This window comes from Nocardioides sp. YIM B13467 (assembly GCF_042788075.1).
Taxonomy (GTDB): domain Bacteria; phylum Actinomycetota; class Actinomycetes; order Propionibacteriales; family Nocardioidaceae; genus Nocardioides.
Genome location: NZ_JBHZPJ010000046.1, coordinates 1,132,747 through 1,156,799, shown reverse-complemented (window position 1 = coordinate 1,156,799; position 24,053 = coordinate 1,132,747). Strand labels below are relative to the sequence as shown.

The window sequence follows — 24,053 nt, the reverse complement described above, 5'->3', positions numbered from 1 at the left end:
TTGATCTGGTTGACGCCGCAACCGCCAGCGAAACACCGAGGGAGCGCGATGAGCACGGAGCCGATCAAACGCATCGTCGCGGGCATCAGGGAGGACCTTCCGCACACCGTGGAGCTGTTCCTGAAGCACAACTGGGACCAGGTGCCGGCCTACGCCGTCAGCCCCGATCCCGAGCTGCGCAAGGAGGTCGGCGACCACGCCGAGGCCGTCTTCCTGGCGGTGCTCACCACGCTGGAGGAGGGACGCGCGGCCGTACGCGAGGACTTCCAGTTCACCGTGGACCAGGCGACCCGCCGGGTTCGCCAGGGGGTCGCGCTCGCCGACTTCCTGCAGGCCTTCCGCATCGGCCAGGTGGCGCTGTGGGAGCGCATCGTCGAGATCGCCGCCGCCGACCCCGAGACCAGCCGCGCGGCGCTCCCGGTCGCCTCGCACGTGATGCAGGTGATCGAGGTCGGTAGCACGGTCGCGGCCGAGGCCTACCTCGCCGCCCACCAGGTCGAGCTCGCCGAGGGCGACCGGATCCGCCGGGACCTGGTCGAGGACCTGCTCGCCGGACGCGGGGTCCGGCCGGGCCCGATGCTCGAGGTGGCCCGCCGGTGCGGGCTGGAACCGGACGACCGGATCATCGTCGTGGTCGCGGTGCCGGTGCGGCCGCTACGACCGGGTCGGAGCCTGAGGGAGGCGCTTCGCCACGTGCGTACCGAGCTGGGTCCGGCGCGGGAGGGGGTCACCGTGATCCGTCAGGAGCAGCTCGTCGGGATCCTGCCCGTCGCCACCGACGACGTCAGGACGATCGTGCCCGACCTGAGACGCATCTACCGCCAGCTCGCCCGGGAGGGATTCGAGCTGGCCGTGGGCGCCAGCACCGTGCACGCCGGCCTCGGCGCCGCGCCGGCCGCGTACGCAGAGGCGGGGATCGCTCGCGACGTCCTCGGTGCGGATCCCGGCGTGGTGGCGCTGCCGATGATCTCGACGATCGACTACCTGGTGCTGCGCGAGGATCCGACCGCTCGCCGCCTGGTGCGCCCGGCGCTGCGCCAGTTCGTCGAGGAGGACCTCGCGCGTGACTGCGTGATGATCGAGACCATGCTGGCGTACGTCGCCTGCGACCTCAACGCGAAGCTCGCCGCCGAGCGTCTGCACGTCCACGTCAACACCGCCTACCACCGGCTCGAGCGGATCGCCGAGCGCACCGGCTGCGACCTGCGCCGGTTCGCCGACGTCGAGGAGCTGATCTTCGCGATCCGGCTCCTCACCGAGCCTCGCGGCGTGGCGAAGACCTAGGCGGCGGCCGGCTTGCGGCCGTAGAACCAGTAGACCGCCGCGCCGAGCAGGTTGGTGCTGCCCCACAGCCGCCACAGCATCCGCGGCCCGCGGATCTCGTCGTCGGAGCGCGTCTGCAGGTCGCGCAGGATCACCGGAGCGACTGCCGCCTGGGCCACGAGCGCGCCGGTGGTCAGGATCGCCTTCTGCTTCTTGGTCAGTGCCATGGAGCCAGTCTTTGCCTTGGCTTGTGTCCAGTCAAGGAACGCATGTTTCACAGGAGTGTCGGCAGGTCCGCGGTGGAGGGGAGGAGGTGGGTGTGGGGCTCGGTGGCGAGCCCCACACCAGACGTATTGACGAGCGAGCTGGGAAGGCCGAGGGCATCGGTACGTCCGCGCAGCAACTAGGCTCGCGCCCCATGACCGAGTTCGCCGCTGTGATCCTTGTCGACCGTCGTGGCTGGGTGCTGCTCCAGGAACGCGACGAGCGCCCCGTGATCGCGCCGGAGAAGTGGGCCTTCTGCGGCGGCCACCTGGAGCCGGGCGAGGACCCGCTGGCCGGCGCGGTGCGCGAGCTCGAGGAGGAGACCGAGGTCGGGCTGAGCCCCGCCGAGCTGCAGCTGGTCGCCGTCCACGACGTCCACCACTCCGAGACCGGCACCGACGACAAGCTCCACCTGTACGCGGCTGGCGTCGACCTCACCGACGCCGACATCGTCTGCCACGAGGGCCGGCAGATCGTCTTCGTCGACCCTGCGAAGGCGCCTGACCTGGACCTCAGCGACTCGGCCCGGATCGGGCTGACGCCCTTCCTCGGATCGCCCCAGCACGCGGCGCTATCCGGGTCGGAGTCCCTCAGGGTCGAGACGTAGAATCCGGGCCATGGGTCTCCTCGAACGCATCGCCGCGCCGCAGGATCTTCGTGATCTCTCCGATGACCAGCTCGAGCTCCTCGCGAGCGAGATCCGGGACCTGATGATCCGGACCGTGGCCACCAACACCGGCCACCTGGGGCCGAACCTCGGCGTGGTCGAGCTGACCCTGGCCATGCACCGGGTCTTCGACAGCCCGCGTGACAAGATCGTCTTCGACACCGGCCACCAGTCCTACGTCCACAAGCTCGTCACCGGCCGGGCCGGCGACTTCGGCACGCTGCGCCGCGAGGGCGGGATGAGCGGCTACCCGAGCCAGTCCGAGTCCGACCACGACGTGGTCGAGAACTCCCACGCCTCCACCGCGCTCTCCTACGCCGACGGGCTGGCCAAGGCCTACACGATCCGCGGCGAGGACCGCCACGTCGTCGCGGTGATCGGCGACGGCGCGCTGACCGGCGGGATGGCCTGGGAGGCGCTCAACAACATCGCGATCCAGCACGACTCCAAGCTGGTCATCGTGGTCAACGACAACGGCCGCTCCTACACCCCGACCATCGGTGGCCTGGCCACGGCGCTGACCTCGCTGCGTACGAATCCTCGCTACGAGCTCCTCCTCGACATGGTCAAGCGCCGCCTCAACGCGGTGCCCGGGATCGGCGCGATGGCCTACGACGCGCTGCACGCGGTGAAGAAGGGGCTCAAGGACGCGGTCGCGCCCCAGGGCCTGTTCGAGGACCTCGGCCTGAAGTACGTCGGCCCCGTCGACGGCCACGACCGCCACGCCGTCGAGCAGGCGCTGACCTCGGCCAAGCGGTTCGGCGGTCCGGTGATCGTGCACGCGATCACCCGCAAGGGCTACGGCTACGACCCGGCCGAGCGCCACGAGGCCGACCAGTTCCACTCGCCGGGTCCCTTCGACGTCCAGACCGGCGCGGAGAAGCCCAAGGGCCGGATCTGGACCGACCACTTCTCCGACGCGATGGTGCGGCTGGGAGACAGTCGTCAGGACATCGTCGCGATCACCGCGGCGATGATGCACCCGGTCGGCCTCGACGCGTTCCAGGCCAGGTTTCCCGAGCGCACCTTCGACGTCGGCATCGCCGAGCAGCACGCCGCCACCTCGGCCGCCGGCCTGGCGATGGGTGGCCTGCACCCGGTCTTCGCGGTCTACGCGACCTTCCTCAACCGCGCCTTCGACCAGGTGCTGATGGACTGCGCCCTGCACCGGGCCGGGGTGACGTTCGTCCTCGACCGCTCCGGCGTGACCGGCGACGACGGCGCCTCCCACAACGGCATGTGGGACATGTCGCTCCTCCAGGTCGTCCCCGGGCTCCGACTGGCCGCGCCGCGTGACATCGCTCGCCTCAACGAGCTGCTCGACGAGGCCGTCGAGGTCGACGACGCGCCCACCGTCGTACGCTTCCCGAAGGGCCCGCCGCCCGAGGACATCCCCACCATCGCCAAGCTCGGCGAGGCCGACGTGCTCGTCCGCAACGGCACCAAGGACGTCCTGGTCGTCGGCGTCGGCTCCATGGCCGAGGTCGCCGTGGGCGTCGCCGAGCGGCTCACCGCCCAGGGCATCGGCGTCACCGTCGTCGACCCGCGTTGGGTCAAGCCGATCGACCCGGCCCTCATCGAGGCGGCCGCCGACCACAGCCTGGTCGTCACCATCGAGGACAACGGTGTCGCCGGCGGCGTCGGCGCGTCCTTCCTGCAGGCGCTGACCGCCGCCGACGTACGCACCCCGGTGAAGATCCACGGCATCCCGCAGGAGTTCCTCGACCACGCCAAGCGTCCCAAGATCCTGGAGAGCATCGGCCTGACCCCCCAGGCGGTCGCGCTCGACACCATCGAGCGCCTGGGCGCTCTGACCCCGAGCCCGCTGCCCCGAGACGTCAGCCTCTGACGCCCTGAAGGGCCGAATCTTGACCCTACGGGGTTGGTCTCTCTCGTCGAGCCCCTGGCGAAGATCGATCGGTCTGGGCTTAGAGTGGGGTTCGTCGGGGGCGACGAGGGCCCTCGGTAACGTCACCACACAGCACTCGGGGGATTCAATGCTCTATGACGACCTCGTGGCCGAATTCCGTTGGTCACCTGAGCAGATGTCGGCGCCGTTCGATCTCAGAGCGGCGGACGAACAGATCCGCAAGAGGATCGAGGGCCGGCGCGGCTCGGCGCAGGCCTCGGGTCGCCAGCAGCGACCCCGCACGCGGCAGAACATGGGCACGCCGGAGTCGGCGGTCGGAGGCGGCAAGGTGGCCACCGACAAGGCCTGAGTCCCTGCTGAGGTGCGTCCGGGACTGACCCCGGCCCAGCATGGGACCGCCCCCGACCGATCAGATCGGTCGGGGGCGGACTTGCTTCGGTCAGTGGAACTTCTTGCCGGTGACCTTCTCGGAGATGCCCTCGCGGTCGAGGAGCTGGGTGATGCCGCCGTTCCAGAACTGGAAGCCGGCACCGGTGATCATCGCCAGGTCGATGTCCTCGGCGGCCTGGGCGACGCCCTCCTCGAGCATCCGGCCGATCTCGTCGGCGATGGCCTCCAGCGACTGCTGGCGGGCCTCCTCGGCGGTCTTGACCACGTCGCCGGAGACGAGCAGCGCCTCGACCTCAGGGTCGAGGGTGCGCCCGTCAGGACCGAAGAAGGAGCTCTTCTTGGCCTCGACGACCCGGTGGAGGTTCTCGGAGAGGTAGAACCGGTCCGGGAAGGCCTTCGCGAGCGTCTCGTTGTTGTGGTACGCGATCGCCGGACCGACCAGGCCGATCAGCGCGAACGGGCCCATCGGCGCGACACCGGCGAAGGCGGACTCGACGACGTCGATCGGGGTGCCCTCGTCGGCGACCTTGGAGACCTCGCCCATGAAGCGGCCCAGGAGCCGGTTCACGATGAAGGACGGGCTGTCCTTGACCAGGATCGAGGTCTTCTTCAGCGACTTCGAGACGGAGAACGCCGTGGCCAGGGCCGCGTCGGAGGTCTTCTCGCCGCGGATGATCTCCAGCAGCGGCATCACCGCGACCGGGTTGAAGAAGTGGAAGCCCACGACCCGCTCGGGGTTCTTCAGGTCGGCCGCCATCTCCGTGATCGAGAGGCTCGAGGTGTTCGTGGCGAAGACCGCGGTCTCCGGCGCGACGGCCTCGGCGTTGGCGAAGACGGTCTTCTTGACCCCCATCTCCTCGAAGACGGCCTCGATGATGAAGTCGGCGTCGGAGAAGGCCTCCGCGTAGTCGATCGACGACGTCACGAGCGCCTTGAGGCGGTTGGTCGCGTCCTGCGAGGCACGCCCCTTGGCGAGCTTCTTGTCGAGCTCGGCGTGGACGTACGCCACGCCCTTGTCGGCACGCTCCTGGTCCAGGTCGACCATGACGACCGGCACCTTGAGACGCTGGACGAAGAGCAGCGCGAACTGCGAGGCCATCAGACCGGCGCCGATGATGCCGACCTTGGTGACCTTCTGCGCGAGCGCCTTGTCGGGGGCGCCGGCGGGACGCTTGGCGCGCTTCTGCACCAGGTCGAAGGAGTAGAGCGAGGCGAGCAGCTGCGGGGTCTTCGACATCGCCACGAGAGCGTCGTCCTCGGCCGCGAAGCCCTCGTCGCGGGTCGCCGTCTTGGCCAGGGTGAGCAGCTCGACGGCCTTCTTGGCGGCCGGGGAGGCATCGCCGGTCTTGGCCCACGCGAAGAAGCCGGCGTTCTTGGCGGCCTCGTCCCAGGCCTCGCCCCGGTCGATCTCCTCGCGGTTGACCGTGACGTCACCGGACAGGACGCCGTCGGCCCAGAGCAGCGACTGCTCGAGGTAGTCGGCGCCACCGAACATCGCGTCCGCGATGCCGAGGTCGAAGGCCTCGGTGCCCTTGAGCACCTTGCCGTTGTTGAGCGGGTTCTCGATGAAGACCTTGGCGGCCTTGGCCGGACCGATCAGGTTCGGCAGCAGGTAGCCGCCGCCCCAGCCCGGGATCAGGCCGAGCATGACCTCGGGCAGGCCGACGGCCGGCACCGAGTCCTGGATCGTGCGGTAGTCGGCATGCAGTGCGACCTCGAGGCCGCCACCGAGCGCGAGCCCGTTGATGAAGCCGAAGGACGGCTTCTTGACGCCGTCGGCGCTGTCGCCAAGCTTGCGGAAGACCGCGTGACCGAGCTCGGCGATCGTACGGATCCCGTCGGGGCCGCCCGCCTGCAGCGAGGTCAGGTCGGCACCGGCCGCGAGGATGAACGGCTTGCCGGTCACCGCGATCGCGTCGATCTCGGGGTCGGCCAAGGCCGCGTCGTACGCCGTGTTGAGCTCGACCAGCGACTTCGGACCAAACGTGTTCGGCCGGGTGTGGTCGTGGCCGTTGTCGAGGGTGACCAGGCCGAGGACCTTGCCTGAGGGCAGGTTGACCTTCGCCAGCTTGGCCGCGGTCACGACCTCGTCGTCGGAGAAGAGCTTCTCGACATCAGCGAGAAGGGTGTTGATGTCAGTCACTTCGACTCCCCAGTCCAGTTCGGGTTCTCCCAGATGACCGTGCCGCCCATACCCAGGCCGATGCACATGGTGGTGAGGCCGTAGCGGACCTCGGGGCGCTCCTCGAACTGGCGCGCGAGCTGGATCATCAGCCGCACACCGGAGGAGGCCAGCGGGTGACCGAACGCGATCGCGCCGCCGTAGGGGTTCACGCGCTCGTCGTCCTCGGCGATGCCGAAGTGGTCCAGGAAGGCGAGCACCTGGATCGCGAACGCCTCGTTGACCTCGAACGCCTCGATGTCGTCGATCGTGAGACCGGCCTTGGCCAGCGCCTTCTCGGTCGAGGGGATCGGGCCGACGGCCATGACCTCGGGGGCGACGCCGGCGAAGGCGTACGACACCAGCCGCATCTTGATCGGCAGACCGAGCTCGCGGGCGACGTCCTCGGAGGCCAGCAGCGAGGCGGTCGCGCCGTCGTTGATGCCCGCCGCGTTGCCCGCGGTCACGCGGCCGTGCGGGCGGAACGGGGTCTTCAGCTTGGCCAGGTCCTCGGTGGTGGTGCCGGGACGCATCGGCTCGTCGGTGGTGGCCAGGCCCCAGCCGTTCTCGGCGGAGCGGGTGGCGACGGGGACCAGGTCGGGCTGGATCTTGCCGTCGGCGTACGCCTTGGCCGCCAGCTCCTGGGAGCGGACGGCGAATGCGTCGGTGCGCTCCTTGGTGATCGCCGGGTAGCGGTCGTGGACGTTCTCGGCGGTGTTGCCCATGACGAGCGCCGAGGGGTCGACGAGCTTCTCGGAGATGATCCGCGGGTTGGGGTCCACGCCCTCACCCATCGGGTGGCGGCCCATGTGCTCGACACCGCCGGCGATGACGACGTCGTAGGCACCGAAGGCGATGCCGCCGGCGGTGGTGGTGACGGCGGTCATCGCGCCGGCGCACATCCGGTCGATCGCGTAGCCGGGGACGGACTGCGGGAGCCCGGCGAGCAGGCCGGCGGTGCGGCCGATCGTCAGGCCCTGGTCGCCGATCTGCGTGGTCGCAGCGATGGCGACCTCGTCGATCCGTTCGGGGGGAAGCTCGGGGTTGCGGCGCGTGAGCTCACGGATGAGCTTGACGACCAGGTCGTCTGCGCGGGTCTCGGCGTACTGGCCCTTGGCCTTGCCGAAAGGTGTGCGTACGCCGTCGACGAAGACGACTTCTCGCAGCTGTCGGGTCACCGTGTCACTCCATGTGGGTTGCCGGTCGGTTGTCGCCTGGCGGCGCTGTTGGTGCGGGCACGGGTGGTGCCCGTCGAGTACATTACCCGCTAGTAACAACGGCCGCACCGAGGGGGAGGTCACACCGGCTGTTGCAGGGTGGGTCGCCGGTCTCCGCGCGTCGGCTTGGGAATAACGCGGGCGTCCAGGATGCTGCGCTGTCGTCATGTGGAAGCGTGTATTGAGAAGGTTGAGCCCCAGGGTCGCGATCCCTGGCGAGGCGAGCGACGACGAGGTCCGCGAGGGCCGTACGCAACGGGAGGAGACACCGATGGCCGGATCACGACTGGTGCACATCGTCGACGACCTGCCCGAGGAGATCATCCTTGCCGGAGGTGACCAGCTGCCGCTGGTGGTCGTCCTGGACGGCTTCCTCGACGCGGGCAAGGCCGCCGAGCGCGCCGCGGCCCATCTGATCCAGACGTCGAGGCGAGCGCCGGTGGTGGCGACCTTCGACGTCGACGAGCTCCACGACTACCGGGCCCGCCGCCCGGCGATCTCGTTCGTCAGCGACCACTACGAGTCCTTCGACGCGCCGCGGCTGGTCGTCCGGCTGCTCAAGGACACCGGTGACAACCCCTACCTCCTGCTGCACGGCCCCGAGCCGGACAACCGCTGGGAGGCCTTCGCCGGCGCCGTACGCGAGGTCATCGAGCGCCTCGGCGTGACCGAGGTGATCGCACTCGCCTCGGTGCCGATGGCGGTGCCGCACACCCGGCCGCTGACCACGACAAGGCACGCCAACGACCCCGCGCAGGAGCTCGCCGGCCAGGTCTGGGAGAGCCCCTGGAAGGGCGAGATCCGGATCCCGGCCTCCGCTCAGGCTCTGGTGGAAGTACGCCTGGGGGAGTGGGGCCACCCGGCGGGTGGCTTCGTGGTGCACATGCCGCACTACCTGGCCCAGAGCGACTACCCGGCCGCGGCGGTCGTGCTCGTCGAGGAGCTCGAGCGCGCGGCCCGATTGACGATCCCGGTCTCCGACCTGGAGGCCGAGGCGCAGCGCCGCGAGGAGGAGATCGCCTCCTACATCGAGGACAATGCCGAGGTGCGGGAGGTCGTGGCCGCTCTCGAGCAGCAGTACGACACCTTCCAGCGCGGCGAGGAGTCCGGACGCTCGCTCCTGGCGCCCGACGAGCCGCTGCCGACCGGTGACGAGCTCGGTGAGCAGTTCGAGCAGTTCCTGGCCGGGCTGAACGGTCCCGACCCCGATGACAACCCTGAGAAGGATTGAGAGAAACTCAACGCATGACGACCGACGCCGTAGCGGCGGATCAGGCAGTGGCAGAGCTGGTAGGCGTGCTCGACCTGGTCGAGATCGACAAGGACCTCTTCCACGGTGCCACCACCACCCGCAACTCGCGCGGTCGCGCCTACGGCGGCCAGGTGGCCGCTCAGGCGCTGATGGCCGCGGTGCGGTCGGCCGACCCGGCCTTCACGGTGCACTCGATGCACTCCTACTTCCTGCTGCCGGGTGACCCGTCCTACCCGATCGTCTACGACGTCGAGCGGATCCGCGACGGGCGCTCCTTCGAGACCAGGCGGGTCCGGGCGCGCCAGAAGGGGCGCGACATCTACTACCTCACCGCCAACTTCCAGCGTGAGGAGACCGGCTTCGAGCACCAGGACGCGATGCCGTCCGTCCCGGCGCCCGAGAAGTGCATCGACTTCCTGAAGATGATGGCCGACTCCGGCAGCCCGGAGGCCGTCTCGCTGGCGCGCGAGTGGGAGGCGGTCGAGGTGCGTGCCGTTGGCAACTCGCTGCTCGGCATCGAGCCCGATCCGACCCGTCCGGCGCAGCAGCGTCTCTGGATCCGGCTGGGCGCCTCGCTCCCCGACGATCCCGACATCCAGCGTGGCGCCTTCACCTGGGCCTCCGACATCTCGCTGCTCGGCGCCTCCCTGGCCGCCCACTCGCTGGACCACAAGGGCATCCAGATGGCCTCGCTCGACCACACCATCTGGTTCCACCGACCCTTCCGCGCCGACGAGTGGTGGCTCTACGACCAGGAGAGCCCCTCGGCCTACGGCGGCCGTGGCCTGTCCATCGGCCGGGTCTNGACCGGTTCCCCGCTGATCGGGATCAACGAGGGCGCCGGCGCCCGGATCCAAGAAGGCGTGGTGTCCCTGGGGCTGTATGGGGAGATCTTCAAACGCAACGTCCACGCGAGNGCCCAAATTGACCACTTCTCGGATCCTGCTCCCACAGCGGCCCGCGCCACGAAGCGACCGGCGTCGTCGAACAGCTCGACCTGAGGCTGCACCGGCACCTCGCACGCCTCGTGCAGCATCCGGAGCAACGACTCCCACGGCGACTCCGACCTGCCGTCGGCCAGAGCGAGCGCTCCGCGCAACCACGGCCCGCCTCGGCGGTCCCGCGCCACGACCTCGAGATCCTCGCGCGTACAACCCCGCTCATGCAGCACGCCGTCGACCATCACGACCAGGTCCAGCAGCCCGAGGCGGGGAGCCGCGGCGAGCACGGTCTCGGCGACCGTCGCGATTCGTACGCCGTCGATCCCGTGACTGTGCGGGGGCAGCGGGTGGCGGGTGACATCCACCTGCGGCCGACGCACCCGTACCCCACTCGGGACCGAGATCTCGATGGGACGGTCCGGAGCCAGCGGCGGCAGCCAGAGCTCGTACGCCTCCGCCGCGGTCAACCCGGTGAAGACCGTGCCGTCCGGCAGCCGCTCCGCCCAGGCCCGCATCCTGGCCCAGGCCGGAGTCTCCTCACCGACGTCGCTCGCGAGCCGAACCCCGGACCCGAGACTCACCCAGCGGCCGCTGCGCCGGCGCGGCGCCCGCGGTGACTTCGCTTCCGTCATGCACCCCACGCTGCGACGAAGTCAGGTCTGCCGCCACCGTATTCAGTCCATCCTGTGGAGAACGGTTCAGCGTCGCGCCCTGGCGGCCGCCAGCCCGACCAGGCGGGCGACGACCATGGCGACGTAGAAGACCCCGGCGATCTGCTCGATCATCACCACCGAGCGGGCGTTGGGGAGCACGGGCACGATGTCGGAGAGGCCGACCGAGGTCAGCGTCGTGAAGGAGAGGTAGAGCAGGTCGAACCACTGCCGGTGGTCGCCGAAGGAGCCGGGCCAGATCACCTGCACCGCGGCGTAGAGATAGGCGAAGGCCCAGGCCACCACGGTGAACGCCGCACCGGTGGCGAAGAGCTCGTCGCGGGTCACCACGTCGTCGTGGAAGAGATAGCGGATCATCGCGTAGGAGACGAACAGGTAGAACGGGACGTGGAAGAAGGCCGAGGTCAGCACGACCCAGCCTTCGTTCGGCGCGACGGACTCCCACACCGCGAAGATCGTCGCCGGTCCGCCGAAGATGATGGCAGCCCAGGAGAAGGCTGGGGTCATGCGCACCGCCGCAACCGCTGCCAGCAGGAGCAGCAGCTGCAGCACGCCCAGTGCAGCGCGGCCGGCGGTCGAACCGTCGAGGTAGGGGTAGGCCAGGATCGCCACCACCTGTCCGAGCAGGAGTACGGCGGAGGGGTGTTCGCGCATCGCCCTGATCACGTTCATCACAACCGGACACCCTAGAGCCCACCCGACCAGTACCGTCGGCACCATGCGTGCCATCGCCCTCGCCTCCGTGATCGCTCTCGGGCTCTCGACCGCCGCATGCGCCGGAGACTCCAATCCCGCCTCCACTCCCCCACCGCTGAACCCGTCGGGCTCGCCGAGCGCCTCAGCGAGCGCCTCCTCATCGGCCCCTGCGGCTGTGCTGCCGACGTCCGACCGGGTCCCGGAGCTCGACGTCGAGGTGGTCAACGACGAGCTCGACCATCCCTGGGACGTCGCCGACATCGGCGAGGACCGGTTCCTGGTCACCGAGCGCGACCGGGCCGTCCTGTCGCTGATCGAGGGCGGCAATCGGCGCGAGATCCCCCTCGAGGACAACGACATCTGGGTCTCCGGCGAGACCGGGCTGATGGGCCTCGAGATCGACCCCGGCTTCGCCGAGAACCGGCGCATCTACACCTGCCAGGGCTGGAACGACGGCGAGGACGTACGCGTCATCTCCTGGACCCTCGACGCCGGCCTGACCAGGGCCACCCAGGAGCGGACGCTGATCGACGGCTTCCCCACCAGCTCCGGGCGCCATGGTGGCTGCCGGCTGCTGATCAGCGCCGACGGTGCGCTGTGGGTCGGCACCGGCGACGCCGCCAACGAGGAGAACCCGCGCAGCCTCGACTCCCTGGGCGGCAAGACGCTCCGGCTCGACCCGCAGACCGGCAAGCCGTGGCCCGGCAACCCGTGGGCCGGTGACCAGGGGCCGCGGCGCTACATCACCTCGTTCGGCCACCGCAACGTGCAGGGTCTGGCAGAGCGAGCAGACGGCACGATCTGGTCGATGGAGCACGGGCCGGACCGCGACGACGAGGTCAACGAGATCACCCTCGGCAGCGACTACGGCTGGAACCCCGGTGCGGGCTACGACGAGTCGGTGCCGATGACCGACCAGGACCTGCCCGGAGAGCAGGTCGAGGCGGCCTGGGAATCCGGCAACCCGACCGTCGCCACCGGTGGCGGCACCTTCATCCCGGTCCAGGACCGTTGGGGCGCCTACGGCGGGGCACTCGCGGTCGCGGTGCTCAAGGACCAGGAGCTGCGGATCCTCTCCTTCGACGAGTCCGGCAAGCTCACCGACGACAGCTCACCCGAGGTCATGCGGGACTACGGGCGGCTGCGTACGGTCTCGCTGGCCGCCGACGGCGACCTGCTGGTCACCACCGACAACGGCGGCGGCGACCAGCTGCTCCGGGTCACTCCGCGCTGAGGATCACCTGTCCTCGGTGCCCGCGTCGCCCTCCCAGGCCTTGTCTTCCTTGTCCCAGCGCTCGTTGTTCTCCTGCACGTGCTCCAGCGCCCGGGATGCCTCGGCATGGGAGGCGTAGGGGCCGAGACGGTCCTTGGCCTTGCAGCCCTCGTACGGCTCGACGGTCTTGTGCTTGAGGCAGTAGTAGTACTCGCCCGCGTGCTCGTCGCTCATGCCTCCAACTTACCGTTGCGCGAGATGTTCGCGTGGGCAACAGCGCTGTTACACGGATTTCAGTAGGTTGCCTCCATGAGCCAGATGTTCGACGCCTACGAGACTCGGGATCCGGCCTATGACGAGATGTTCGTCGGCAGCGAGCTCCGGCCCCCTTATCAACGGCTCGGTGATTCGCTGCGCCGGCTCAGCGCGTCGGAGCTGATCAGCCGGGTCGAGGCGATGCAGGCCAGCTATCTCGACCAGGGCGTCACCTTCGACATCGGCGGCGAGGAGCGGGCCTTCCCGCTCGACATCGTGCCGAGGGTCATCGAGCGAGACGCCTGGGCGACGATCGACAAGGGCGTCCAGCAGCGGGTCAAGGCGCTGGAGCTGTTCCTCGCCGACGTCTACGACGAGGGCAAGGTCTTCGACGACGGGGTGATACCGCGCGAGGTGATCACCACCTCCAGCCACTACCACCGCGCTGCCGCAGGGGTGCACCCGCCCAACGGCGTACGCGTCCAGGTCTCGGGCATCGACCTGGTCCGTGACAACGCCGGCGAGTTCCGCGTGCTGGAGGACAACGTGCGGGTGCCGTCGGGTGTCTCGTACGTCATGACCAACCGTCGCGCGATCTCGGCCGCGCTCCCGGAGACGATCGCCGAGCACCGGATCCGGCCGGTGGCCAACTACCCGCAGAAGCTTCTCGCCGCACTGCGCGCGGCCGCTCCCGCCGGCGTCGCGGACCCGACCGTGGTCGTGCTGACCCCGGGGGTCTACAACGGCGCCTACTTCGAGCACGCGCTGCTGGCCCGAACCATGGGGGTCGAGCTCGTCGAGGGGCGCGACCTGGCCTGCCGCAACGGGCAGGTGCTGATGCGTACGACCAAGGGGCTGGCCCCGGTGCACGTCATCTACCGGCGCATCGACGACGAGTTTCTCGATCCGGTGCACTTCCGGCCCGACTCGATGCTCGGCTGCGTCGGGCTGATCGACGCCGCCCGGATGGGCAACGTGACGCTGGCCAACGCGGTCGGCAACGGGGTCGCCGACGACAAGCTCGTCTACACCTACATGCCCGACATCATCCGCTACTACCTCGGTGAGGACCCGGTGATCCGCAACGTCGACACCTGGCGGATGGGCGACGCCTCCTCGCGCGAGGAGGTCCTCGACCGGCTCGACGAGCTCGTGCTCAAGCCGGTCGACGGCTCGGGCGGCAAGGGGATCGTGATCGGGCCGGCAGCCTCCGCGCGCGAGCTGGACGTGCTGCGCGGCAAGATCCTGGACGACCCCCGCTCCTGGATCGCACAGCCGGTGGTGCAGCTCTCGACCGTCCCGACCTTCACCGATGGCGATCTCGGGGCGCGGCATGTGGACCTGAGGCCGTTCGCGGTCAATGATGGCGACAAGGTCTGGGTTCTTCCCGGTGGCCTGACTCGGGTGGCGCTCGCAGAAGGCGAGCTGATCGTGAACAGCTCCCGTGGCGGCGGCTCGAAGGACACCTGGGTGCTCGCCGGACCGACGTCCTCTCGGCCACACAGGCGGAGTCAGTCTCAAACGCAGGGGGTTGCGTGATGCTGAGTCGCATCGCCGAGTCGATGTTCTGGATCGGGCGTTATGTGGAGCGCGCCGAGGACACCGCGCGCATCCTCGACGTACAGACCCAGCACATCCTCGAGGACGCCGCCACCGACGAGGAGACCGCCTGCCGCTCGCTGCTCGCGGTGATGGGCATCGAGCTCTCCGAGGAGGAGAAGGTCGGGCTGCCGCAGATGCTGGACATGCTGGCGTACGACACGACCGCACCGACCTCGATGGCCTACGCGCTCGGCGCGGCCAGGGAGTCGGCCCGCGGCGCTCGGGAGACGCTCTCGGTGCCGTTGTGGGAGGCGCTCAACACCACCTACCGGGCGATCCCGGCCGGTCAGTTCAAACACATGCGGGCCCCGTTCATCTTCGGCTGGGTGCGCGACCGGGTGGCCCAGATCAACGGCACCGCCGACGCCACGATGATGCGTGACGAGTCCTGGCAGTTCCTGATGCTCGGGCGCTACGTCGAGCGCGCCGACATGACCTCGCGGCTGGTCGCGACGACGTCGCTGACCTCGGCCGCCGGCGGGGCGTCGCAGTGGAACTCGACGCTGCGCGCATGTGGGGCGTACGACGCGTTCCTGCGGGTCAACAAGGGGGTCGAGACCGAGCAGGCGGCTGCGGAGTTCCTGCTGCTGGACCGGATCTTCCCGCGCTCGGTGGTGCACGCGCTGCAGCGGGCCGAGGGGGCCCTGGACACCCTGGAGGGGACGACCCGCCGCGCCGGCTTCACCGACGAGGCCCATCGGCTGATCGGCCGGATGCGGGCCTCGCTGGAGTATCGCTCGCTCCACGATCTGCTGGCGGACCTGCCCGCCGAGATGGAGCGGCTCCAGGTCACCTGCGCCGAGGCCACCGAGGCGGTCACCAAGCGCTACTTCGCCGGCGCCGAGGCGCTGGCCTGGCAGCCGGTCTGAGGAGTCTGATCGAGATGAGCATGCAGTTCCGCATCGTGCACACCACGACGTTCGCCTACGACGGACCGGCGGTCGCCTCCTACAACCAGGCGCGGCTGACTCCCCTGACCACGCCCGACCAGATCGTGGTCCATCACCGGATCGACGTCTCGCCCAAGCCGTGGACGTATGAGTACAAGGACTACTTCGGCAACGAGGTCACCGCGATCGAGGTGCTCGAGGCGCATCGGGCCCTGAAGGTCTCCGCGACCAGCACCGTCCGGGTCGACCGGAAGCCCGGGGCCGCGCCGGTGCTCACCTGGGAGGAGGCCGCTCTGCCCGGGGTCGCGGACCGGTTCATCGAGTTCCTCGCCCTGCCGTCGCTGGTGGTGCCCGACGAGGAGCTCACGACCCGGGCCAAGACCATTGCTGCCTCCGCGGCGCTTCCGGGTGAGGCCGCGGTCGAGATCGCCCGGGCGGTCGCGGGTGGGTCGGCGCCGGCACCGGATGCCGCCCACCAGCTGCTCGGGGCGCTGCGTACGGTCGGGATCCCGGCCCGCTACGTCTCCGGCTATGTCTACCCCGGCGGCGCCCACTCCTGGGTGGAGTGGTGGGACAACGGGTGGCACGGCATCGACCCGGCCACCGGCACCGAGCCCGGAGACGCCTACGTCGGTGTGGCCACAGGTCGTGACCACACCGACGTCAAGCCGCTGGGCGGGATCTACTCGGGCCCCGAGGAGCCGGCGGTCGAGGTCACCGTCGAGATGACCCGGCTCGCCTAGGCTCGCTCAGAGCGAGGACTCGGCCGCGAGGCCATTGATGACCTTCGCCAGCGCGATGTCACGGCTGGTGACGCCACCGGCGTCGTGGCTGGTGAGCCGGATCTCGACGTACGGGTAGCGCAGGTCGATGTCGGGGTGGTGGTTGGCCTCCTCGGCCTTCGCCCCGATCGCGTTGACCAGCGCGAGACCGGTGATGAAGTCACCGGTGTCCACGCGGGCGACGATGCTGTCGGCCTCGCCGCTCGTGTCGAACGTCCAGCCATCCAGCTGCTCCTGGGCGACCTGCTCGGCGTTGAGGGTCGTGGTGTCAGGTTCCATACCCCCACCCTGCCACCGCCGAGGTCGCCGCGTCATCCGGGTCACCGCTGGGCTCACTCCTGACGCTGCGCGAGCCGGTTGCGTACGCGGTAGACGGCTGCGTGATGGTCGTAGTCGTCGCTCATCACGGCCGCCAGGCGCAGCGGGCCGAGCGCGTCCTCGAGCCGGTCCTGGCGCTCCAGGACGCGACCCAGCGAGTGCTGGCTCCAGGCGTCGCTCGGGTCGCGCTCGACCAGCCAGCGCAGCTCGGCCTCGGCCTTGGCGAGCTGAGCCCGCAGCATGTAGGCCCAGGCCCGCATGCTGCGCAGCCCGAAGTTGTCGGGGTCGTCGGCCAGCGCCGGCTCCAAGATCTCCAGCGCCTCCACCGGGAAGCGCCGCGAGAGCAGGTCATGGGCCGTCCGGTAGGCCACCTCGTGCGAGGTCTGGCCCGGGAAGACGACAGCCGGGGCTACGTACTCGAACTCTTCGTTCTCCGTCATCACACCCTCCGAACGTGATACCCCCACGCGGTATTCCATCCGCACCCGCTCTGGGAGCACCATTGTGACGGTTAGGAGGTGAACGCGCATGCATGCATCAGTAGGTGACCACCTCGTCGTCATGGGCCCACACGTCGGCGACCACACGCGAGAGGCCGAGATCATCGAGGTCAGCCACCCCGACGGCAGCCCGCCCTACCTCGTACGCTGGAGCGACAGCGACCACGAGTCGCTCGTCTTCCCCGGTCCGGATGCCCACATCGAGCCCGCCTCGCACTAGACTTTTCATGCGGACGGGCTGGCCGGGCGATCGCGTCGTAGAGATACGTCGAGGAAAGTCCGGGCTCCACAGGACAGGGTGGTGGCTAACGGCCACCCGGGGTGACCCGCGGGACAGTGCCACAGAGAACAGACCGCCTCTACCCTCCAGGTAGCGGTAAGGGTGAAACGGTGGGGTAAGAGCCCACCAGTCCTCGTGGTGACACGAGGAGCTAGGTAAACCCCACCCGGAGCAAGACCAGACAGCGTACGACGGTGTTAGTTCACTGGGAGGGCGGTCCGCCCGAGTGCGCGGGTAGGTTGCTAGAGGCCATCGGCAACGATGGCCCGAGATGGATGGTCGCCGACTACAGAACCCGGCTTACAGGCCAGCCCGTCCGCTTCCCACCTCTGAACTGCCGAAACGCGGTTCAGGGGACGTTGCCGTGCTCCACGGCAACCCCGTCGCCGTGGATGCGGTCCCCGATTCCGGGGAACCTGCATATCGGCCCTCCTCCCCTGTCACGAGATCCCGCTACGGTCCATGGGCAGCACACGCACCCCGCGGCTCATGCGACGAGGCCACAGAAGGGAGCAGCGTCGTGGCAGGTCTCCTCGGCCGGCTCGGTGGCTTCTGTGCCCGGCACAGCCTCCTCGTCATCGGCGCCTGGGTCCTGGTGCTCGTCACCGTGGTCATGGCCGTCTCGACCCTCGGCGCCAAGACCAGCAACGACCTCGCACTGCCCGACACCGGCAGCCAGGAGGCGAAGGACCTGCTCTCCGACCGGTTCCCGCCCCAGCAGAACGGCGTCAACCCGATCGTCTTCCACGTGAGCAAGGGGAAGCTGACCGACTCCGCCAACAAGCAGGCCGTCGGCGACGCGGTGAAGGAGATCGGCAAGCAGCCGCACGTCCACACCGTCACCAACCCGCTGAGCAGCGACGGACAGACCGCCGGCCTGCTGTCGAAGGACGGTCGAACGGCGTTCGCGCCGGTGCTGATGGACGTCGGGTCAAGCGACCTGACAGAGGAGATCGCAGGCAACGTCCTGGACGCCACCCACCCTGCACAGGACGCGGGCATCACAACCGCGGCCGGCGGCTCGATCGGCTCGACGCTGTCTACCGACGAGTCCAGGACCAGCGAGGTCGTCGGGATCATCGCCGCGATGATCATCCTCAGCCTCGTGCTCGGGAGCCTGGTGGCGATGGGGCTGCCGATCATCACCGCCGTCGTCGGGCTCGGCGTCGCCCTGGCCAGCGTCGGTCTGGTCGGCCATCTCCTCGCGATCCCGTCCGCGGGGCCGACCCTGGCCACCATGATCGGCCTGGGCGTGGGCATCGACTACGCCCTCTTCCTGATCACCCGCCACCAGGACCAGCTGCGCGACGGGATGCCGATCCGCGAGTCGATCGCGCACGCGGTGGCGACCTCCGGCAGCGCCATCGTCTTCGCCGGCTGCACCGTCGTGGTGGCCCTCCTCGCGCTGGGCGTGGCCGGCATCCCACTGGTCTCCGCGCTCGGGTACGCCTCGGCGATGGCCGTGGTGGCCGCTGTCCTGGTGGCGATCACCCTGCTGCCCGCATTCCTCGGACTGCTGGGCCACCGGATCCGCTGGGCCTCGCTGCCGGGCTTCATGCGTCCGGGACGACGGCGCGACCGGGGCCTGTGGGCGCGGTGGGCCGGGGTCGTCCACCGCCACCCGTGGGGGGTCGCGGGCGTCTCGCTCGCGGCCCTGGTGCCGCTCATCATCCCGGTGCTCAGCCTCGAGCTCGGCCAGGAGGACGTCGGCGCCACCTCGAAGGAGACGACCGAGCGGCAGGCGTACGACCTGATCAGCGCGGGCCTGGGCGTCGGCTACAACGGTCCGCTGCAGGTCGCCTCGTCCCTCGACCCGCCCGCGGCCCCGAGCGACGAGTACACCCAGAAGTACGACAAGGCGATGTCGCTCAAGTCCGACCTCGAGAACAAGCAGAAGGAGCTGCCCAAACAGCAACAGCAGCTCGAGGACGAGCAGGCACAGCTCGAAGCCGAGCAGGCACAGCTCGAGGCCGAGCAGGCGTCCCTGGAACGAGAGAGCGCACAGCTGCAGGCGCAGCAGGCCACCCTCGAGCAGCAGGCCGACGCGCTGCGCGGGCAGCAGGCGGACCTCGAGCGGCAGGCCGACCGGCTCCGCGCCGAGCAGCGGAAGCTCGAGGCCGAGCAGGCACGCCTCGAGGCACGCCGGGACCAGCTGCGACGCGAGGCGAGACGGCTGGCGATGCAGGCCCGGCCGCTCGTCCGGGAGCTCGTACGCCTCCGGGTCCGCGAGCGCGTCCTGGAACGTCGCATCGCCCGCGCCGAGCGCGCAGGCGACGAGGCCCGGGTGGAACGGTTGCAGGCCCGCCTCGACGCGGTGGAGGCCGAGCAGGCCGCCGTCCAGAAGAAGCTCGCGCCGCTGGAGAAGGAGGCACGCAGCCTCGCTCGGCAGGCCCGCCGGCTGCAGGCGCAGGCACAGCGCCTCCAGCAGCAGGCCGACGCGCTGCAACGGCAGGCCGACTCGCTCGCCCGGCAGAAGGCCGAGCTCGAGCGCCAGGCGGCCTCGCTGCAGGCCCAGGGCGACGATCTGCAGGCGCAGGGCAACGAGCTCCGGGCCCAGGCCGACTCGCTGCGCCGGCAGGGGGACACGTTGGAGCAGCAGGCGGCAGAGCTCCAGAAGAAGGCCGACGATCTCAAGGCTGAGCAGCAACAGGCCGAGCAGGAGCAGAAGGAGGCCGAGCAGCTGCAGGACGAGCTCACCCAGATGATGACGGCGGCGGGCGGCGACGCACGCGGCACCGATCTCCGCGTGGTGAACCTGCAGAAAGGTCTCTCGGACACCGACGGGGTCGCGACCCTCACCCCACCGCAGATCAACAAGAAGGGCGACGTCGTCCTGCTCTCCGCCGTGCCGACGACCTCCCCCGCCTCGGACGACACCGCCGACCTCGTCGGACACGTCCGCGACTCCGTGCTGCCGAAGACGAACGAGGGCACGGGCGTCACGTCGTACGTCGGTGGCTACACCGCCTCGTACGTCGACCTGGCCTCCCTCATCTCGGCCCGGCTGCTGCTCGTCATCGGGACCGTCATCCTGCTCGGCTTCCTGCTGCTGATGGTGGCCTTCCGATCGCTGCTCATCCCGCTCCAGGCGGCGGTGACCAACCTGCTCTCGGCCGCCGCCGCGTTCGGCGTCCTGACCGCCGCGTTCCAGTGGGGCTGGGGCATCGACCTGCTCGGCATCGACACGGCGTCCTCGACGGTGCCGATCGCCAGCTACGTACCTCTGATGATGTTCGCCGGCCTGTTCGGGCTCTCGATGGACTACGAGGTGTTCCTCGTCAGCCACGTCCAGCAGCACGTCCACGAGGGGGCCGAACCCCGGCAGGCGGTCCACTCGGGGCTGGTCTCCAGCGCCCGGATCACCACGGCCGCGGCCCTCATCATGGCGTCGGTGTTCGCCAGCTTCATCCTCGACCTGGACCCGACGATCAAGCAGTTCGGCGTCGGCCTCTCCGTCGCTGTGCTCCTCGCGGGCATCCTCGTGGTCACCCTTGCGCCGGCAGCGCTCGTGATCTTCGGACGCGCGGCCTGGTGGCTGCCCCGATGGCTCGACAAGGTCCTCCCCCACATCTCGATCGAGGGCGAGCCGGCGCCGCCGGCCGGGACTTCGGACGTCCCGGAGACGTCGCCCCGTCACCGGGGCGACAAAGGCACTGGGGTGTCGTCCGAGCGGTGACCGGCGTCCGGCGTCGGTTCTTCCATGGGTTTGCCTCGCACCGACTGGGAGCGGGACAGATTACGCGCCGTCGGCGGCCAGGGCCGTGGACCGCGGCGACGGGACAATCTGGTTAACTTGGTTAACCGCTTGACCAGTGAGGCGCGTCACATCTACGATTCCTGCGTAACCGGTTAACCAACGGATGAGGTGGCATGAGTCAGCAGGGTTTCTACCGACCACGGGACGCCTGGGTAGGCGATGTGATCCCTTGGCAGGAGGACGGGGTCTTCCACCTCTTCTACCTGCACGAGACTCGCCGGACTCCCGCCGACGGCATGCCCTGGCACCGGGTGGTGACCGAGGATCTCGTCGGCTTCCGCGAGCTCGGCGAAGCCATCGCATCGAACGGTCCCTCGGCCGCTGACTTCAACATCTACACCGGCAGCATCGTGCTCGGTCCGGATGGCACCCATCACGCCTTCTACACCGGTCAGAACCCCGCCAACACGGGCGCAGATGGTCGGCCGCTGCAGTTGGTCATGCACGCCACGAGCCGCGACGGCATGCACACCTGGCAGCGGCATCCGGACGAGACGTTCGGCGCCACCGACGGCTACGAGACCGGCGACTGGCGCGACCCCTTCGTCTTCTGGGACGACGAAGCCCAGCTGTGGCGGATGCTGATCACCGCACGCCACGCGAAGGGACCGGCGCGGCGACGCGGCGTGATCGCGCAGTGCCTCTCACGCGATCTGGTGCACTGGGAGCCGGCCGAGGCCTTCTGGGATCCTCAGCGATACGTCGCGATGGAGTGCCCCGAGGTCTTCCAGTGGGGCGAGTGGTGGTATCTCGTCTACTCCGAGTTCAGCGACGCCTTCACCACTCGCTACCGCATGTCGCGCAGCCAGCACGGCCCGTGGATCGTCCCGGAGCACGACACGCTCGACGGACGCGCCTTCTACGCCGCCAAGTCGGCGAGCCGCGACGGTCGTCGCTTCTTCTTCGGCTGGATCGCCTCCCGAGAGGGATCCAGCGATGACGGCGCGTGGCAGTGGGCCGGCACGATGTCGGTGCTCGAGGCCGACCAGCGCGAGGACGGAACCCTCGCGTTCCACCCGACCGCTGCATTGCGCGAGACGTTCGACGCCGAGATCGGCGGTGTCGGGATCGATGCGGGCACCGTCCTGAGCGCCCCTGACGGCTACGCGGTCGAGGTGACCCCGGCCGAGACCCCGAGCGCCTTCCGGTCCGTTGTCAGGTTCGACATCGCCGACGGCACGACCGAGTGCGGTCTGCTGCTGCGGGCGAGTGCTGATGGAGACGAAGGCTACGTGCTTCGTCTAGAACCGAAGCGTGGCCGTCTCGTCCTCGACCGCTGGCCGCGCCGGAGCACCGGCACCGAGCAGTGGCAGATCTCCGGCGACGTACCGTTCGCACTCGAGCTGGAGCGTCCCTGCCGGATCGGGCCCGGGGCGCACGAGCTCGAGGTCATCGTCGACGGCGATCTCTGCGTGGCGACCCTCGACAACGCGACGGTGCTGAGCACGCGAATCTACGACCGGCCGACGGGCCACCTAGGCGTCTTCGCCGGCGAAGGCACGGTCACCGTCGACACCTTCACCGTGTTCGCCCGCGCCGAGCGCGGTCCTGTGCCCACCATCTCGAACCACGATCTGATCGCTGCCGCAACCTGATCCCCTCTCCCCCGTTCGGCCCTACCGACTAAGCCCATTTCCGACCAAGTCAACGGAGACCAACAATGCCCATGACCATCCCCAAGACGGCTCTGTGTGCCGCCCTGACCGCCGCCGCGCTCGCGCTCACCAGCTGCTCGGGCACAGCTGGCAGCGCGGACCCCACCGACATCGATCCCGAGGGCAAGGTCGAGCCTCGCGAGATCTCCTGGCTGCTCTCGCGCCCGGCCGATGGCGGGGTGATCACGGCGATGGAGCAGATCGCCGAGGAGTACGCCAAGGACCACCCGGGGTTCTCCCTCAACCTGATCACGACCCCCGACCGTCCCTCCTACATCCAGAAGTACGAGACGCTCGCCGCAGCCAACAAGCTGCCCGAGCTGTTCGACACCGATGCGACGCCGTTCGCCCAGAAGCTCGCCGACCAGGGCCGCATGCTCGACGTCGACCTGCTGCTGAAGGACCTCGGCCTTGCCGACGACTACCGCGAGGCAGCGCTCAACTACCAGCGGTTCGACGACGGCTCCCTCTACATGGTGCCGTTCGAGTTCCAGCTGGAGTTCTTCTGGTACAACTCCGCGCTCCTCGAGCGCGCGAACGTCAAGGTTCCCGAGACGCTCGACGACTTCCCCCAGCTGTGCAAGGACCTGCGAGCCGCAGGTGTCACCCCGATCGCGCTCGACGGGCAGGACCAGTGGCCCCTGGAACGCTACCTGGCCTACTACCCGTTCCGGATGGCCGGACCGGAGTACGTCCAGGAGCTCAAGAACGGTGATGCGAAGTTCGCCGACCCCGCCGGCCGAGCCGCAGCCGAGTGGCTCTACGAGCTGGGTCAGGCCGGATGCTTCCAGAAGGACTTCTCCTCGACCGGGTACGCAGACGCGCAGGGCATGTTCACGTCGGGGAAGGCCGCGATCTACAACATCGGGACCTGGGAGCTCGCCAATCTCGCGACGGAGGCGCTCGACCCGGCGGTGCGTGAATCGGTCGACTACTTCACCCTGCCGACGGTCGACGGCGCCGTCACCGACGACAACGCGTACGTCACGCCCTCAGGCATCGGCATGGCGGTCAACGCGCAGACCTATGACCCGCTGGTGCGCGACTTCCTCGCCTACGCCCTCGAGCGCTACCCGGAGATGTACGCCTCGACTGGTGCGCTCTCCCCCACCACGAATGTCGAGACCTCGATCCCCGAGAACGCGACCGACCTCTACCCCAAGGCCGTGAAGCAGGCCGACGAGGTCGGCGCCGACAGCGCGATGCCCTGGGACACCCAGCTCGACCCCGCCACGAACACGCGTCTGCAGCAGGAGCTGACGCTGCTCGTCCAGGGCGACATCAAGCCGGACGAGTTCATCGCGACGATGGACGCGACCCTGGCGGAGAACAGCGATGGCTGACCTCGCGCAAGCCAGGCCCGGCGCGGGCCGTTCGGGTCCGCGCCGACGCCGGAGCCCAGTGGCGAC

At 69.4% G+C, this 24,053-nt stretch carries 21 protein-coding genes, 1 other RNA gene and 2 pseudogenes; 17 read left to right on the top strand and 7 right to left on the bottom strand.

The window, feature by feature from the left end; genetic code table 11:
• The first annotated feature begins 48 nt into the window (after positions 1–48).
• Positions 49–1,284 carry a PucR family transcriptional regulator gene (locus tag ACFX43_RS12815; RefSeq protein WP_378821367.1) on the top strand — a complete coding sequence of 412 codons (1,236 nt, stop codon included), beginning with the start codon at positions 49–51 and terminating at the stop codon, positions 1,282–1,284.
• Here the strand turns inward: ACFX43_RS12815 and ACFX43_RS12810 are convergent.
• A complete protein-coding gene (locus ACFX43_RS12810) occupies positions 1,281–1,490 on the bottom strand; it encodes a hypothetical protein (protein ID WP_378821364.1) in 210 nt (69 codons plus the stop codon). The genes ACFX43_RS12815 and ACFX43_RS12810 overlap by 4 nt on opposite strands.
• A gap of 191 nt (positions 1,491–1,681) precedes the next feature.
• Here ACFX43_RS12810 and ACFX43_RS12805 point away from each other — a divergent pair, with 191 nt between their 5' ends.
• The 3 genes from ACFX43_RS12805 (at position 1,682) to ACFX43_RS12795 (ending at position 4,413) form a co-directional block, all read left to right on the top strand.
• A complete protein-coding gene (locus tag ACFX43_RS12805) occupies positions 1,682–2,134 on the top strand; it encodes an NUDIX domain-containing protein (protein WP_378821362.1) in 453 nt (150 codons plus the stop codon).
• Positions 2,135–2,144: 10 nt separating this feature from the next.
• The gene (gene dxs, locus ACFX43_RS12800; protein ID WP_378821360.1) at positions 2,145–4,043 is read left to right on the top strand and encodes a 1-deoxy-D-xylulose-5-phosphate synthase; all 1,899 of its coding nucleotides are present in this window, start codon (positions 2,145–2,147) and stop codon (positions 4,041–4,043) included.
• A gap of 148 nt (positions 4,044–4,191) precedes the next feature.
• Complete coding sequence (locus ACFX43_RS12795) at positions 4,192–4,413, top strand: hypothetical protein (protein ID WP_378821357.1); 222 nt, start codon at positions 4,192–4,194, stop codon at positions 4,411–4,413.
• 90 nt (positions 4,414–4,503) lie between these two features.
• Here ACFX43_RS12795 and ACFX43_RS12790 read toward each other — a convergent pair whose 3' ends face one another.
• On the bottom strand, positions 4,504–6,597 hold the full coding sequence (locus tag ACFX43_RS12790; RefSeq protein WP_378821354.1) for a 3-hydroxyacyl-CoA dehydrogenase NAD-binding domain-containing protein: 2,094 nt from the start codon (positions 6,595–6,597) through the stop codon (positions 4,504–4,506).
• The gene (locus ACFX43_RS12785; protein WP_350658645.1) at positions 6,594–7,793 is read right to left on the bottom strand and encodes an acetyl-CoA C-acyltransferase; all 1,200 of its coding nucleotides are present in this window, start codon (positions 7,791–7,793) and stop codon (positions 6,594–6,596) included. The genes ACFX43_RS12790 and ACFX43_RS12785 overlap by 4 nt, the downstream gene beginning before the upstream one ends.
• 310 nt (positions 7,794–8,103) lie before the next feature.
• Between ACFX43_RS12785 and ACFX43_RS12780 the strand changes: the two genes are divergently transcribed.
• The 4 genes and pseudogenes from ACFX43_RS12780 (at position 8,104) to ACFX43_RS12765 (ending at position 10,784) form a co-directional block, all read left to right on the top strand.
• Positions 8,104–9,063: a proteasome assembly chaperone family protein gene (locus tag ACFX43_RS12780; RefSeq protein WP_378821352.1), complete on the top strand. Its 960-nt coding sequence runs from the start codon at positions 8,104–8,106 to the stop codon at positions 9,061–9,063.
• Positions 9,064–9,077: 14 nt separating this feature from the next.
• A pseudogene (locus tag ACFX43_RS12775) lies at positions 9,078–9,878 on the top strand (acyl-CoA thioesterase); the annotation flags it as partial.
• A gap of 6 nt (positions 9,879–9,884) precedes the next feature.
• Positions 9,885–10,022 (top strand): annotated as a pseudogene (locus tag ACFX43_RS12770) (carboxyl transferase domain-containing protein); the annotation flags it as partial.
• 411 nt (positions 10,023–10,433) lie between these two features.
• Entirely contained in the window at positions 10,434–10,784 is a 351-nt protein-coding gene (locus ACFX43_RS12765) for a hypothetical protein (RefSeq protein ID WP_378821349.1), read from the top strand.
• On the opposite strand, the gene ACFX43_RS12760 is transcribed toward ACFX43_RS12765, so the two are convergent.
• Positions 10,724–11,368 carry an ion channel gene (locus ACFX43_RS12760; RefSeq protein WP_378821346.1) on the bottom strand — a complete coding sequence of 215 codons (645 nt, stop codon included), beginning with the start codon at positions 11,366–11,368 and terminating at the stop codon, positions 10,724–10,726. The genes ACFX43_RS12765 and ACFX43_RS12760 overlap by 61 nt on opposite strands.
• Positions 11,369–11,414: 46 nt before the next feature.
• Here ACFX43_RS12760 and ACFX43_RS12755 point away from each other — a divergent pair, with 46 nt between their 5' ends.
• On the top strand, positions 11,415–12,626 hold the full coding sequence (locus ACFX43_RS12755; protein WP_378821343.1) for a PQQ-dependent sugar dehydrogenase: 1,212 nt from the start codon (positions 11,415–11,417) through the stop codon (positions 12,624–12,626).
• Between the two features lie 3 nt (positions 12,627–12,629).
• Here the strand turns inward: ACFX43_RS12755 and ACFX43_RS12750 are convergent, their stop codons facing one another.
• Entirely contained in the window at positions 12,630–12,839 is a 210-nt protein-coding gene (locus tag ACFX43_RS12750) for a hypothetical protein (protein ID WP_378821340.1), read from the bottom strand.
• Positions 12,840–12,914: 75 nt separating this feature from the next.
• Here ACFX43_RS12750 and ACFX43_RS12745 point away from each other — a divergent pair, with 75 nt between their 5' ends.
• Genes ACFX43_RS12745 through ACFX43_RS12735 form a run of 3 tightly spaced genes read left to right on the top strand, consistent with a single transcriptional unit; the run spans position 12,915 to position 16,095 of the window.
• The gene (locus tag ACFX43_RS12745) at positions 12,915–14,399 is read left to right on the top strand and encodes a circularly permuted type 2 ATP-grasp protein (protein WP_378821337.1); all 1,485 of its coding nucleotides are present in this window, start codon (positions 12,915–12,917) and stop codon (positions 14,397–14,399) included.
• On the top strand, positions 14,399–15,331 hold the full coding sequence (locus ACFX43_RS12740) for an alpha-E domain-containing protein (RefSeq protein WP_378821334.1): 933 nt from the start codon (positions 14,399–14,401) through the stop codon (positions 15,329–15,331). The genes ACFX43_RS12745 and ACFX43_RS12740 overlap by 1 nt, the downstream gene beginning before the upstream one ends.
• Positions 15,332–15,345: 14 nt before the next feature.
• A complete protein-coding gene (locus tag ACFX43_RS12735) occupies positions 15,346–16,095 on the top strand; it encodes a transglutaminase N-terminal domain-containing protein (RefSeq protein ID WP_378821332.1) in 750 nt (249 codons plus the stop codon).
• Positions 16,096–16,101: 6 nt separating this feature from the next.
• Here the strand turns inward: ACFX43_RS12735 and ACFX43_RS12730 are convergent, their stop codons facing one another.
• A complete protein-coding gene (locus tag ACFX43_RS12730) occupies positions 16,102–16,413 on the bottom strand; it encodes a 4a-hydroxytetrahydrobiopterin dehydratase (RefSeq protein ID WP_378821329.1) in 312 nt (103 codons plus the stop codon).
• A gap of 53 nt (positions 16,414–16,466) precedes the next feature.
• Positions 16,467–16,892: a tetratricopeptide repeat protein gene (locus ACFX43_RS12725; protein ID WP_378821326.1), complete on the bottom strand. Its 426-nt coding sequence runs from the start codon at positions 16,890–16,892 to the stop codon at positions 16,467–16,469.
• An 88-nt stretch (positions 16,893–16,980) separates the two neighbouring features.
• Here ACFX43_RS12725 and ACFX43_RS12720 point away from each other — a divergent pair, with 88 nt between their 5' ends.
• The 5 genes from ACFX43_RS12720 (at position 16,981) to ACFX43_RS12700 (ending at position 23,987) form a co-directional block, all read left to right on the top strand.
• A complete protein-coding gene (locus tag ACFX43_RS12720) occupies positions 16,981–17,172 on the top strand; it encodes a DUF1918 domain-containing protein (protein WP_378821324.1) in 192 nt (63 codons plus the stop codon).
• Between the two features lie 14 nt (positions 17,173–17,186).
• An RNA gene (gene rnpB / locus ACFX43_RS12715) (RNase P RNA component class A) lies at positions 17,187–17,551 on the top strand.
• Positions 17,552–17,752: 201 nt separating this feature from the next.
• Positions 17,753–20,908 (top strand): MMPL family transporter, encoded by a 3,156-nt coding sequence (locus tag ACFX43_RS12710; protein WP_378821322.1) that lies wholly within the window; start codon positions 17,753–17,755, stop codon positions 20,906–20,908.
• A gap of 194 nt (positions 20,909–21,102) precedes the next feature.
• Entirely contained in the window at positions 21,103–22,584 is a 1,482-nt protein-coding gene (locus ACFX43_RS12705) for a family 43 glycosylhydrolase (protein ID WP_378821320.1), read from the top strand.
• 65 nt (positions 22,585–22,649) lie between these two features.
• Entirely contained in the window at positions 22,650–23,987 is a 1,338-nt protein-coding gene (locus ACFX43_RS12700; RefSeq protein WP_378821317.1) for an ABC transporter substrate-binding protein, read from the top strand.
• Positions 23,988–24,053 lie beyond the last annotated feature (66 nt).

Bases quoted from the DNA above. Each gene is read 5' to 3' on its own strand.
- ACFX43_RS12815 (WP_378821367.1), top strand. From the start codon at position 49: ATGAGCACGGAGCCGATCAAACGCATCGTCGCGGGCATCAGGGAGGAC.
- ACFX43_RS12810 (WP_378821364.1), bottom strand. From the start codon at position 1,490: ATGGCACTGACCAAGAAGCAGAAGGCGATCCTGACCACCGGCGCGCTC.
- ACFX43_RS12805 (WP_378821362.1), top strand. From the start codon at position 1,682: ATGACCGAGTTCGCCGCTGTGATCCTTGTCGACCGTCGTGGCTGGGTG.
- dxs (WP_378821360.1), top strand. From the start codon at position 2,145: ATGGGTCTCCTCGAACGCATCGCCGCGCCGCAGGATCTTCGTGATCTC.
- ACFX43_RS12795 (WP_378821357.1), top strand. From the start codon at position 4,192: ATGCTCTATGACGACCTCGTGGCCGAATTCCGTTGGTCACCTGAGCAG.
- ACFX43_RS12780 (WP_378821352.1), top strand. From the start codon at position 8,104: ATGGCCGGATCACGACTGGTGCACATCGTCGACGACCTGCCCGAGGAG.
- ACFX43_RS12765 (WP_378821349.1), top strand. From the start codon at position 10,434: ATGGGACGGTCCGGAGCCAGCGGCGGCAGCCAGAGCTCGTACGCCTCC.
- ACFX43_RS12760 (WP_378821346.1), bottom strand. From the start codon at position 11,368: ATGAACGTGATCAGGGCGATGCGCGAACACCCCTCCGCCGTACTCCTG.
- ACFX43_RS12755 (WP_378821343.1), top strand. From the start codon at position 11,415: ATGCGTGCCATCGCCCTCGCCTCCGTGATCGCTCTCGGGCTCTCGACC.
- ACFX43_RS12750 (WP_378821340.1), bottom strand. From the start codon at position 12,839: ATGAGCGACGAGCACGCGGGCGAGTACTACTACTGCCTCAAGCACAAG.
- ACFX43_RS12745 (WP_378821337.1), top strand. From the start codon at position 12,915: ATGAGCCAGATGTTCGACGCCTACGAGACTCGGGATCCGGCCTATGAC.
- ACFX43_RS12740 (WP_378821334.1), top strand. From the start codon at position 14,399: ATGCTGAGTCGCATCGCCGAGTCGATGTTCTGGATCGGGCGTTATGTG.
- ACFX43_RS12735 (WP_378821332.1), top strand. From the start codon at position 15,346: ATGAGCATGCAGTTCCGCATCGTGCACACCACGACGTTCGCCTACGAC.
- ACFX43_RS12730 (WP_378821329.1), bottom strand. From the start codon at position 16,413: ATGGAACCTGACACCACGACCCTCAACGCCGAGCAGGTCGCCCAGGAG.
- ACFX43_RS12725 (WP_378821326.1), bottom strand. From the start codon at position 16,892: ATGACGGAGAACGAAGAGTTCGAGTACGTAGCCCCGGCTGTCGTCTTC.
- ACFX43_RS12720 (WP_378821324.1), top strand. From the start codon at position 16,981: ATGCATGCATCAGTAGGTGACCACCTCGTCGTCATGGGCCCACACGTC.
- ACFX43_RS12705 (WP_378821320.1), top strand. From the start codon at position 21,103: ATGAGTCAGCAGGGTTTCTACCGACCACGGGACGCCTGGGTAGGCGAT.
- ACFX43_RS12700 (WP_378821317.1), top strand. From the start codon at position 22,650: ATGCCCATGACCATCCCCAAGACGGCTCTGTGTGCCGCCCTGACCGCC.